Annotated in this window: 7 protein-coding genes; 2 read left to right on the top strand and 5 right to left on the bottom strand. The window is 41.0% G+C overall.

The window, feature by feature from the left end:
- Positions 1-353: 353 nt before the first annotated feature.
- A complete protein-coding gene (locus ACZ5V8_RS00100) occupies positions 354-2,093 on the top strand; it encodes an AAA family ATPase (RefSeq protein WP_464217873.1) in 1,740 nt (579 codons plus the stop codon).
- A gap of 241 nt (positions 2,094-2,334) precedes the next feature.
- Here the strand turns inward: ACZ5V8_RS00100 and ACZ5V8_RS00095 are convergent, their stop codons facing one another.
- The gene (locus ACZ5V8_RS00095; RefSeq protein ID WP_464217872.1) at positions 2,335-5,343 is read right to left on the bottom strand and encodes an autotransporter outer membrane beta-barrel domain-containing protein; all 3,009 of its coding nucleotides are present in this window, start codon (positions 5,341-5,343) and stop codon (positions 2,335-2,337) included.
- A 661-nt stretch (positions 5,344-6,004) separates the two neighbouring features.
- On the opposite strand from ACZ5V8_RS00095, the gene ltrA reads away from it, so the two are divergent.
- Positions 6,005-7,309 (top strand): group II intron reverse transcriptase/maturase, encoded by a 1,305-nt coding sequence (gene ltrA / locus ACZ5V8_RS00090; RefSeq protein WP_464217846.1) that lies wholly within the window; start codon positions 6,005-6,007, stop codon positions 7,307-7,309.
- Here the strand turns inward: ltrA and ACZ5V8_RS00085 are convergent.
- The 4 genes from ACZ5V8_RS00085 to ACZ5V8_RS00070 all read right to left on the bottom strand — a co-directional run bounded on the left by ACZ5V8_RS00085 (position 7,306) and on the right by ACZ5V8_RS00070 (position 13,276).
- Complete coding sequence (locus tag ACZ5V8_RS00085; protein ID WP_464217871.1) at positions 7,306-8,634, bottom strand: DUF4347 domain-containing protein; 1,329 nt, start codon at positions 8,632-8,634, stop codon at positions 7,306-7,308. The genes ltrA and ACZ5V8_RS00085 overlap by 4 nt on opposite strands.
- Positions 8,635-9,059: 425 nt before the next feature.
- Entirely contained in the window at positions 9,060-10,214 is a 1,155-nt protein-coding gene (locus ACZ5V8_RS00080; RefSeq protein ID WP_464217870.1) for an ATP-binding protein, read from the bottom strand.
- Between the two features lie 65 nt (positions 10,215-10,279).
- Positions 10,280-11,848 carry a S8 family serine peptidase gene (locus ACZ5V8_RS00075; RefSeq protein ID WP_464217869.1) on the bottom strand — a complete coding sequence of 523 codons (1,569 nt, stop codon included), beginning with the start codon at positions 11,846-11,848 and terminating at the stop codon, positions 10,280-10,282.
- Between the two features lie 108 nt (positions 11,849-11,956).
- Positions 11,957-13,276, bottom strand: coding sequence for a UDP-glucose dehydrogenase family protein (locus ACZ5V8_RS00070; protein WP_464217868.1), 1,320 nt, complete (start codon positions 13,274-13,276; stop codon positions 11,957-11,959).
- Between the last annotated feature and the right edge of the window lie 72 nt (positions 13,277-13,348).

The following is a 13,348-nucleotide window of genomic DNA, read 5'->3' as shown; positions in this document are numbered from 1 at the left end:
AGAACAAATAAAGCCTTGGATAGTATATTTAAATATAGTCAAGCTTTGATGATAGTGTTATGGCGAATCACGTTTTTTTGAATAAGTTTTTTTATAAGCGCATCTTCAGAGATTGTCTTATATCGCTTAGGAGATTGGCTAAAACCCCATTGTTAATTTTCTTTGAGAAGATTACCATAGAGATCGTTTGATTTGACCTAGTAATGAATCAAGAATAGATTGCGACAGTTAGCACCTCTCCCCTTGCGGGATTGCTCGTGCAGCTTAAGCTGCACGGGTGAGGGGAGTTATTAAAACTCAACTTATTTTTGAATTATTACTAAGTGCAATTAATTATCTAATTGTGGTATGTTATGACAAGAAAAAAAGAAACAGCAAAAAAAATTTATATTGGTTCATCCAACTTTGCAGAAATTATTACCCAAGATGGATTGTTTGTTGATAAAAGTTTATTTATTAAAGATATTATCGAAGATAGCAGCAAGGTGATACTCATCACCCGCCCAAGACGCTTTGGCAAAACACTCAATATGTCGATGCTGCATCACTTCTTTGCTGATAAGATTGACTTCACCGACACACAAGGCTTATTCGATCACTTAGCAATTGCCAAAGCAGACGATGGTGCCTATGTAAAGGCACATCAAGGCAAGTATCCGGTGATTTTTGTCAGCTTTAAAGACATTAAGGCACGTAATTTTGACACCGCACGTGAGCAGCTTTCTTATCTTATGCGCGAAGTGTTTAACTCACATTACTATCTGTTAGAATCCCATCATTTAAACGCAACCGAAAAAAAAGCGTTTGAAGCGTATCTTGACTTCACTATGTTTAGCGCATCCCAAATTGATGTCAGCTTACGTTTTTTAAGTCATATGCTTTATAAACATCACCAACAGCGCGTGGTGATCTTATTAGATGAATATGACACCCCTTTAAATGCGGCTTATGTTGAGAACTATATCGAAGACTTAACGCCTTTGATGCGTAATCTAATGAGTAATACCTTTAAAGATAATAATGCATTACATAAAGGTGTGATGACTGGGATCTTGCGTGTATCTAAAGATAGTATGCTCTCAGGACTAAACAACCTTGAAGTCTATACCCTGTTAGATGAAGAGTATCGACAATATTTCGGCTTTACTAATGACGAATTAGATGCGCTATACAGCATACAAAATATGGACAATGACAAAATCAATGCTCAAAAATGGTACAACGGCTACAATTTCGCAGGACTGGAAATCTATAATCCATGGTCAATATTAAATTGCTTGCGTAAAAACGGAAAGTATGATGACTACTGGATACATACCTCCAATAACAAGATGATTGAAGACTTGCTATTAAAGTTTCGGCAAGACGTACATCCGGCATTAACTCAACTAATGGAAGGTGAAAATGCTGACGTCATTATCGATCGCCATGTCACCTATGATACCTTATCCTATCAAAGCAGCAGCTTATGGAGCTTGTTGTTGTTTGCTGGTTACTTAACCACTTCAAAAGTCAACACCACCGATGGTGTCGTTTATGATGGTACTGTGCGCTTACCGAACATTGAGATTGTGCATTTGCTGAATTATTACTTTAAATTTTGGTTGAATACCCGTTTAGGCGTCCAATACCAGTCCTTTTTAGACAATCTAGTCAACGGTCGTGTTGAACAGTTTAGTGAGCAACTAAACACCTATCTTATTGAAGCATTAAGTGTCCGAGACACCGGCTATACCGCTGAGAAGTTCTATCATGGCTTGGTATTAGGGTTAATCGCCTCATTAAGAGCGACACATATCGTCCACTCCAATCGCGAGTCAGGTGAAGGCTTTGCCGATGTGCTACTGTATCCATTAGCCACCAATAAAACCAATACTTTAGGTCTTGTGATGGAATTCAAACATGCCAAAGACGACTGTGATCATGACACCTTAGCGGCTTTGGCTGACAAAGCCTTAGCGCAGATTAATCAAAAAAATTACATCACTGAGCTAAAAGCCCAACCCCAAGTCAAAGAGATATTAACACTCGGTTTAGCTTTTAATCGCAATAACGTCGTTGTCAAAAATCATTATGTAATGAGTCAAGAATAAGTTGCGCTTTAACTCCCCCTCACCCGTGCAGCTTAAGCTGCACGAGCAATCCCGCCAGAGGAGAGGTGATAGCTGATGCAACTTATTTATACCTTAATGGCACTACCTTCAGGAGGATGACTAACCATCCATGGCAGCATAGCCCTAACTATTACCTGCAATCCAGCTTGCCAAAACCTTCATAAACTACTTTGCAACCAAACACCGCAAAATGATTTACGATGGATATAGTAAGTACTTACTACCCTTTGCTATTTTGATTATTCTGCTTATTTCCAAGCTCAAGTAAATTTGACTTAGCAACAGATAATTTATGACGGTGCTTAATTTCGCTATACTCCATGGTATTATGATCAAGAACAGCATGAATACCAAAGATTTTGGCTTTTAATTTTGCAAGCAATCCTTCTGATAAAGTGTCTTGCAACTCCATACTTAGTGCATCACTGATATTCGCAGCATCATTAACAGTATCTTCATCCTTTGATTGCTTGACTTCATTTGCAAAGGCTTCTGCTAACTCTGGGCTTTGTTCCTGCAGATAATCATACATATTTGCAATATGTTCAGCGTTAAGTTTAGGCTCAGATACAATTGCTTGTATAATTTGTTTTTGCTTATCTTCATCAGAATCAAGGATCATTTTTGATAATACAAAGGCAATGTCCGAGTTTGTCATATTTGAATCAAGCGTTTGCTCAAAAACACTTCTGACAACAAGGCTAGGTGTTTTTTCTGCTTGAAGACTGACTTGAAGCATCTCGGAGGCTACTGCTGCAATGTTCGATACAGAGTTGGTTTCAATGGCTAGCTGTAGTGTATTTTTAACAATCTCACTTAATTGCTCGATTGCTTTACCCTGGTCAAGCGCTTCTTTAAACTCTGATCTAGAGATATTGATAAGTTCTCTAACCTCGGGTTTAGAGTCAACCTGATCTTTTGCTTGCACCCTGAGCATATTATCCATACTATATGCATCGCTTCCAACCGATGTATCTGCAACATCCACTCGAGTCACATGAGTTGCGATCACATCTGCACGCGCTGAAACTTCTACTTCAAAGTATTTTTCATCATAAAGCACACCGCCTTGGTATATTTTCAAAGAAAAATCAGCTGTACCAGAAAAAGCACGATCAGGACGGAAGTAGATATCAATCTTATTACCTAAACGTTCAACTTCAATGCTACCTTCATTTGCATCTAAGCCTTCGGCGAACGCTGATATTTCATCACTACTTAGCAATGATCCGACTTTAACGGGCTGGCTAAAGTTGCTCATGGTTGATAAAGGTGACTCTACTGAACCATCGCCTGAGCCATTAAACGCTGACGGTATCGTAAAAATAGTATTACTTTCAAAACCAGAAAATGCTTCTTCAAACCTCAGCGGCTGATCTGATACAAAAGCCTCAGCTTCTGCTAAAGCACTTCTGCCTGAGATGATATAACCACCGTCGACATTCGATGCCAGTATTTTTTCTTTAATCACATTAGTATATATATTAACTGAGTCAGCGAGAATAATATTACTGGAAGCACTTCCAGCGATATATTGCTGCCCTGATTTTGTGGTAATGAGCATTTCACCACTAGTTAAGATGTCTACTCGAGCATCTTTTGGTACAACCGCGCGAATAACAGGATTATTTCCGACAACAATATTAATATCACCGTCAGGGTTTGGTGTAATCGTGATATTTTGATCCGCGGGCACCGTAACATCATTATTACCATCACTGCCAATATCAATATCTAAAGCATTATCCACATTCGGCGTAATCGTGATATCTTCATCTGCCGGCACTGTCACAACATGACCATTGTCTCCTAGGTCAATATCTGTTTGATCAGCATTATCTGGGTTAGGTGTCACGATAACATCTTCATCTGCCGGCACTGTCACAACATGACCATTACCTCCTAGGTCAATATCTGTTTGATCAGTATTATCTGCGTTAGGCGTCACGATAACATCTTCATCTGCCGGCACTGTCACAACATGACCATTACCTCCTAGGTCAATATCTGTTTGATCAGCATTATCTGGGTTAGGCGTCACGATAACATCTTCATCTGCCGGCACTGTCACAACATGACCATTACCTCCTAGGTCAATATCTGTTTGATCAGCATTATCTGGGTTAGGTGTCAAGATAACATCTTCATCTGCCGGCACTGTCACAACATGACCATTGTCTCCTAGGTCAATATCTGTTGTTCCGTTGCTATTAAACTCAATGGTGGTATTGCTATCTGCTGGTACGGTGACATTGCCGCTACTGGCATTATCACTTACCGTCACAGTTGAATCGTTCGGGTTTGGTGTAATGGTCGTATTGCTAGGGACGTTGACATCAATTTGCCCATTGTTTCCAAGGTCGATACTGGCAACTCCATTACTAACGACAATTTGTGTTGTTTGATTTGCGTTATCCGCAACAGGCAGTGTCACTTGCACTTCAGGCATACTTCCAGAAATGAATGTATACGTTCCATTGCCATTATCAAGAGCTGTGTCACCAACAACACCAATAACATCAACTGTACCATCATTGTCAACATCAATTTCAACAATACCATTTGAGTTTGCAATATGAGGTGTATTTCCTAAGACATTTTCAACTGTCCCGTCACTATCTGTATAGCTTTCTACAACAGAAATGATTGTTCCCACATCAGCTTCTAAGAGCGAGTATGACGCTCCCGTTGCACCCGTAATATCTTGAGCATTGCGTTGCCACTGATAGGTAACTGCCCCCAATCCGTCGATATCTGTTATCTGTGATATGTCAACACTAATCACTTGCCCTTGCTGAAAGACTCCAGTAAAGACTAACTGACCTTGTGGCAAATCATTCACAGGCGCCACATCAACTGTTATCTGAATTGCTGTTGAGGATAACAAACCATCATTATCTTGCGCTCTCACCGTAAAGGCTGCAACCGTATCACCATTAACATTTTGCGCTGGCGTCCAATATGCTTTATTGGTTGCATTAATCGTATCGTTAGTGCCTGCTGCAAATGCTGTTGCTGTAGCTTGGGTTGCCCCTATTCTTAATGTACCACTTGTTAATGTTTGGACAGCAAAGCCATCGACCGTGCCATCGATATCTGCTTCATTACCTTGCGCTAATAATTGTGACAAGCTAATCTCAACTTCTGTGTCTTCATTAGTGGAAACAATTGCATCTGCAAAGTTTGTTAAGGTGGGCGCGTCATTGACTGATGTCACATCAATGGTCATTGTGGTGCGACTGGCATGGTCAGTATCTAGCGGGTGGAATCCCCGCCACGACCTTGGGAATAGGAACGTGTAGACGAAGGCAAGGGTGTCTGAAGAAACTCTTTGTTGTTGCCTCAAAGAGGACAAACAGTAACAAGGAGCCAATGAAGAATCTGAAGGAAGCCCTAGTCAAAACTGTGATCTAAGCTCGGTGCGAACCTGCGGTAGGCAGGCATGATGGGTAAGGTAGCCACGATTACCGAAGCCACATAATTCCCCGTAACGTCATGTCTGTATAACAGGTAGATTACAGTGATTGAGAGACTGATCTTACCCAGTGACGAGCCGTTGGCATGGGTCGCTGAAACTACGTCAGCTTAAGCCCTACGCTTTGCAGCAATGCAACGCCTATGTGCCAAGGGTTTGCAGATGAAGCCGTAGTAGTCTTAAAACGCTAAGCCTATGATAATCATGGTGACATGGTTTAGGGTAAAACTTAGCGTCAGCCATATGGACATGGAGGCGAAGGGCGGAACATGTTAATAATGATCAACGTATCATTACAATCCATGCGTAACTGATTCGCTGGAATTCCATAGAGTATCATCCAGAGCTTAAACGTATTTATGCCGCTTAAACGATGATACGCAAATCATGACCTACGTATGCAAGGAGAAGAGAAATGACACAATGCTCATTGCCATTAGGCACGCAAAGTCTCTTTGACCAAGTTTGCTACCCAAATACGCTTATTGATGCGTTTCTCGAAGTCCGTAAGAACAAAGGCTCTCACGGCTCAGACAACATAACGATACAGCAATTTGAGAACAATCTTGAAAAAGAGCTACGCCAACTAATAGATGAACTACAAAGTTGGACGTATAAACCAAAACCTGTCAGACGAGTTGAAATACCTAAACCTGACAACAAAGGGGTGCGCATTCTGGGCGTACCTTGCGTCAGGGATAGAGTCGTGCAAACGGCTATTAAAATGGTCTTGGAACCAGAACTTGACCCGAGTTTCTCATTCTATAGCTTCGGCTTTAGACCAGGGAAATCTCAACAACAAGCCGTGGAATCAGCCAGACAACAAGTTGCTCAAGGTAAAGAATTTGTCGTAGATATAGACTTATCTAAATTCTTCGACAGAATCAACCATGACCGTCTTATTGCAAAACTATCCCATGTGATTGACGATAAACGCATACTGCGCCTAATCGGCATGACATTAAGATCAGGTGCAATGAAAGGCAATACTTTTATTCCGACTGAAACTGGTACAACTCAAGGTAGTCCTCTTAGCCCATTATTAAGCAACTTCGTCCTAGACGAGCTTGATAAAGAGCTAGAAAATCGAGGCTTATCTTTCGCCCGCTTCGCTGACGACTGTAACATATTTTTACACTCCAGAAAAGCGGCTGAACGCGTTATGAAGTCAATTTCTGCATTTATCGAGAAAAGACTCAAATTAGTCATCAATCACGATAAAAGCCAAGTTGCCAAAGCCAACAAGGTAAAGTTCTTGGGGCTGACTATTATTAAAGACACCATTGCCATATCAAAACAAGCAATGGCTAAAGCCCTACACAAAGTTAAAGAACTGACACCGCGTGGCACCAACAAAACCATAGAGGAAACAATACAGGAATACAATCAATGGTTCATTGGTTGGGTTGGGTACTTCGGCATGACATACTATCCTGCTCAAATCGCCAAAATCGAAGCTCGATTCAGGCGCAGAATGAGATCACGGATAGTCGGTCAACAAAAACGCCGACGACATCTATGCTCAACACTCATTAAACGCGGCGTAAAGCCTAAAACTGCTGCTAAGGCAGCATATTCCAACAATAAAAGATGGAAACTCTCTGTCCAAAAGGCTGTCGAGATAGCATTCCCCAACAAATGGTTTATCCAACGGGGCATGGTTACTAAATCAAACGACAACCGAGAACATTGGTTTAGCTTAGCATACTGGTATGTTTAACATGAGGAGCCGTGTACGGATCCGTACGCACGGTTCTGTGGGCAGTCGGGGCTAATCCGCCCCACTGACCCGATGGCTGATGTATTATTATTTATCTCAGCCCCTAACTGGCTTAAACTACTGCCATCGTAATCAAATACTCGCACACGCCCAACATTTGACCCTCGCTGAGGCTCACCGACAATAATTCTTGAGCCATCATCACTGATTGCTACAGAGCTCCCCATCCGGTCTCCAACTGAATCACCTAAGGCGCTTGCTTTTGTCTCCCAAGCATTGCTTTGCTCACTATATTCAAGAACACGAATGGCGCCACGATTACTATTGTCTCCAGGAATGCCAACAACAGCAATTAAGCCATCTTGACTTAACGCGGTAGCGTAGCCGTAGTTATCTTGCGCATCATCACCAATAAGCGAGGCACCAAGCTGGTCAATAGACAATATATGCTGATAATTGTCAAAGGTAACAACTGTCGCGCGCTCAACATCGGTGCTTTCTTCAAATACTGTATCACCTCCAACAAGTTCACTTCCTGTAATATCTGTTGACGCCGCAATATCGGCTTCTGTCATCGCTCTTAATTCATCAACAAAAGCTGCCCCCTTATCCCCTTCGGCGACATTACAACCATAAAACAGAATATCGCCTGTATCGGTTAACGCTTGCCCCCATTGTTGTAACTGCGCTTTATAGTCCGCTAAATTACTGGCATTAAGATTAACATCACCCAATTGCAATTGTGCTTGATCACCATGCGAGATAATGTGTATCGCATCTAGATTTTTATATTTCGCTAGAATCTCAGCAATTTTGTCAACACCATCGTGATGCGCTAGAATTACCTCAACAGCCGCATCTCGTGATATTTGCTCAATCAAGATATGTGGATCTTTCACCGCAATATCAACGATCACCACTTCTTTATAACGGCTGTAGTCAGGGGCAAAGCCTTCACTATCAGCTTCAATCGCAGCCAGCAAACTATCGGCAGCATAGGCGTTTTCATTATCATTAATCGCACTTAAGACATACGCTTGCTCATCTTGCGAGACGCCATCGGCTAAATCAACCGTTTCAATGGCGGCGCCATCGAACATAAAGCGCGGTTCAAGCTCTTGCAACAACGAAGGTTGCGCTTGATTGAGATAATCTTGTTTGGCTTGTTCTAGCTTCGCCGCTTTGCTTTGTGGAGATTTCTTCAATGATTGCATACGCTGAAATATCGAGGGCTTAGCGCTGTTTGATTGCGTATTGACAATGCCTGAATTGGCATCCTCACTGGATAACTGCTTTCTGATGACTTGGAAGAGCTGCTTAATCATGGCGATCACCTTTTTACTTTCATTTTAGCGTTTACCAGCCCTTGGGTATTTAATCTACTGTCTACTGCAGGGGCTTATGATATCCTTAAGGCTTTAAGCTCACACGTACAAAAAATAAACAAAACCTCGGATACTATTTAATATAGTCAAGTTTTAATCATAGTGTTATGAAGAATGGTTGTTTTTTTGAGCAAGTATTTTATAACCGGAGCATCAGAGATTGTCTTTTACAGCTTAGGAAATTAGCTATTTTGGTCACTCTTTGCAATCTTTATTGTTTTTTGCTTGTGTTTCAACCGTATTATCCATCCTGTATTCACGACTTCCAACCAATGTGTCTACAACATCCACTCGAGTCACATCAGTTGCGACCACATCTGCACGCGCTGAAACTTCTACTTCAAAGTATTTTTATGATTATTAAATTACCAACCAACAATATCACCATCCCACAATTGCTTGAGGAATATTTCTAATGGCAAAGCTTCGATAGCATTACCATGTACTTTGTGGATCGGATCAAGACTAACTAAAATATAACGTCTTGCAATATCCTCTTCTTTAAACGCAAGTAAACCTTTGAAATGCTTATCATGAATACGTCCAGTTGCTTTGACCTCAATCGCTATTTCATCACCGATCACAAAGTCAACCTCCATCTGACTCGTTGAACGCCAATAGCTTAGAGGTTTATCAATGCGTCGATATGAGAGGTAAGCACGAATCTCAAGTCCAACAAAATGCTCCAGTGCATTACCATAAAGCGCCGTAGCTGTTGGAAGTTGCCTAATACCAGCAAGATAATGCGCCACACCCAAATCAAAGAAATAGAATTTTGCTGTACTAATCGCTTTACGTTTTTGTGTTGCAGTAAATGCCGGCAACATAAATCCTAAAAAGGTATCCTCCAAGATGTAGTAGTACTCTCTAACTGTTGATACAGGTAGCGCACAATCACTGGCAATACTGCTGAAATTCAGCATTTTGCCGTTTGTCAAAGCACACATCTTTAGAAAGTTGCTAAATCCTGGAATATTTCTCACCAACGCCTCTGCTTGAATTTCATCTTTCATGTAAGTATTAACATATGCTGATAATTCTTCATAAGGCTCATCACTTAAATAGACCATTGGCAATCCACCAACATGCAAATAATGATTTAAGTTAAATTCCGGAATCTCCGCACTCACTAATGGAAAAAGTTCAGCCTTGCGCGCACGTCCTGCCAGTAGATTAGTGTGCTTTCTTTTAAGACTACGCGCACTTGAACCTGTTAGCAAAAAGTGAATTTGACGTTCCTCAATGAGCCGATGTACTTCATTTAGTAACATTGGAACACGTTGAATTTCATCGATAATAACGATTGTTTGGTCTTTTGCACTATTGATCATAGCCTCTAACGATTGTGGTGATTGACTAAGCTCCATATAATATTCATTTCTTAATAGGTTAATTACCAAATATTTATCAGCAAGCTGTTGTCGAATCAATGTTGACTTGCCCGTTGCTCGTGGACCAAATAGAAAAAATGACTTCTTTGTTAAAAGGGTAGTTAAATCTAGTATTCGTGTTAAATTCATGATAATCAGCAGTAGACTTGTAAATTATCATGATATTTTACAGGATCGTTGTTAATTATCAATATTCATATGAATAATATAAGTGCTAATGCTGAAGCAAGGGCACCGGCACCAGCAGCAATAGCGACACCGGTACTATTAGCACCACCGCCGCCTTCTGACTGCGCGTCATTGCTTTGCTCAGCGACAACTGTTTGCCGCACTGCCTCTTGGGCGTTAACCACATTATTTCCCCATGTGGATTGGGATAGTTTTGTTTTGACATAATTAAAATCAGCATTAGGATTTAAGGCATAGATCATAGCAGCAATACCAGCAACATGCGGAGCGGACAAAGAAGTTCCTTCTAAATAGTAATACAAGCAAGCTTCATTTCGACTCAAAATAATACAAAAACCCGGTGAGATAATACCTTTGCTCAAGTCAAGATCGGCATCTTCACCCCCGGGAGCGGCAAGTACCAGACTCTGCACAGGCCAATCACTCACTGCATAGTTAGAATAGTCTGCCTTTACACCATTATTATTTGTTGCTTCTACCACAATCGCATTGATATTAGGACAACCTGCCGGTGCAATATCCCACAGTGGTTGACCATAGTTTCCTGCAGCAATTACAACCGTCACACCCAGTGCATTTACTTTATCTATTGATACTCCAAATTCATCACAATAAGCTGGTAACAATTCATTTTTCCACTTAACTTCAGTTGCAGCAGCCAAGCCATCTTTACCAACTCTTGATATCCCTAGGCTCAAATTAATCACTTTTGCTGGCGTTTGATTGGGCTGAAGTAGCCCTATACTTGCCATATCCTCACTATAAATGCCTGCTGCCCACTCAATTGCCATCGTAATCGCTGCTGTTTTTGCACCTCCGGCATGCCCAAAGACTTTAATTGGCAACACCATAATCTCATCCACATCTCCGGCAACGCCTGTTACTCTTGGTCCTTGCGCGGCAATGACACCGGCTATTGTTGTGCCATGCGGTCCTTGCGTTAAATCAGTATCAATAACTGAAGCAATCACATCCACTTCACCTTGATCATCGACATAAAAATAATAAGGTTGTGACATTTCCAAACGTCCTTGTAAATCTTCCGGTATAAATGCTGCAACACCGGAATCAATCACCGCAACATAAGTCTTATTAAGCCCTGTAAATCTTAATTGTGCCCACGCCCCTTGTGCAGCAACACCCACGCCAATATGGTTATGCATATTCCATTGCTGCGACCATTGTCGAACATTTTCAGCTTGTAAAAACGCCTTTTGTATATCTGTCAATACTTCAGGCACAACCGACTCAACTTGAAATGGCAAACGGTCAATATGAATGGCTTGCGCATTTCCCATTGCGTAAGATTTAGCATTTGTAGGTAAGACTGAGCAAACTTCATCATGCGTATTTCGATAATCATTAGCTGCTTTAAAGTGCGCTAACGGCGCACCAAAATGATCAATAAATCGCTGATCTGAAATGCCATTATTATCTGTATATTCAACAGTAATAACTTCACTCTTGCGTGCTGTATCGCAATAACGAACCTGCAACTCAACGGCAAAAGACGATAATGGTAAACAAAATATGGCAATACATGCCAATGGCTTAATACTACGATAACTGTTCATAACTGACCCCACCAAGATAACTTAATATTACAAAGTCAACTATAGATCAGTTATTTATTTTATCCATATAAAGGACATTATTTATACTTATAATCCCAGCAGTTTTTGTTATCTGCCGATGGAAATATACTCAAAACCTAAATCCTTCATCCGTGATTTATCATATAAATTGCGTCCATCAAAAATAACGGGGTTATTTAATCGCGCTTTGATCTTACTAAAATCTGGACTTCTAAAACTTTGCCACTCAGTCACCACAAATAACGCATCAGCATTATGTAATGCATTATACGCTTCATCAACAAGCTCATAATCATCACGCTGACCATAACTATTAGCAAAATTCTCCATTGCTTCAGGGTCATAGGCTTTGACTTTAACACCGTGTTGCCACAGTGTTTCAATTAATACACGCGCTGACGCTTCACGAATATCATCGGTATTTGGCTTGAATGCAAGTCCCCAAATGGCAACCGTTTTGCCTGCAATGTCGCCATTGAAATAATCATTAAATTTAGTAAAAAGCACTTCTTTTTGCGCATCGTTAACATCATGCACAGCGTTTAAAATGCGCGCAGTATAACCATATTCACGTGACGTTTGCCCCAAAGCACGCACATCCTTAGGAAAACATGAGCCACCATAACCACACCCTGCGTAAATAAAATGGTAACCAATACGTCGATCTGCACCAATACCAATGCGTACTTTCTCGATATCTGCGCCAACGCGCTCTGCAATCTGACTCATCTCATTCATAAAACTAATTTTTGTGGCTAGCATTGCATTAGCTACGTATTTGGTCATTTCAGCAGAGCGCACATCCATGATCATCAAGCGATTTTGGTTAGGATCAAATGGTGCGTAAAGCTCACGCATCACATCAGCTGCACGCTCGGAGTTCGCACCCACGACAATACGATCCGGATGCATACAATCACTTATAGCATCACCCTCTTTGAGAAACTCAGGATTAGACACCACATCAAAGTCAAGCTTTACACCACGTTCACTTAACACATTAGAAATTGCTTCGGTTACTTTATATTCAGTGCCAACAGGCACGGTTGATTTATTAACAATGACCTTATATTCATTCATTTCTTTAGCAACTGTTTTAGCCACTTGCAACACATACTGCAAATCAGCCGACCCATCTTCATCAGGTGGCGTCCCCACTGCGATAAAGATGACTTGAGCTTCATCAATCGCTTCTTTTGCGTCAGTGCTAAAACGCAAACGTCCTTTTGTCACATTGCGCTTAATCAGCTCATCTAAACCAGGTTCATAAATCGGTGAAATACCCTTTTTTAGGTTATCAACTTTAACTTGATCAATATCAACACAACAAACATGATTGCCCATTGCCGCAAAACAGGTTCCCGTTACGAGTCCAACATAGCCCGTACCAAAAATCGCAATCTTCATAAAATCTCACTTTTAGCTACTCAAATCGCCATTGATCATATCAGAAATAATGCCCAAATTCAGCGAATATTA

It is taken from the genome of Cysteiniphilum sp. GTC20157 (genome assembly GCF_055396795.1).
The sequence above is the reverse complement of the archived record's forward strand: the minus strand, read 5'-3'. Positions and strand labels throughout refer to the sequence as shown.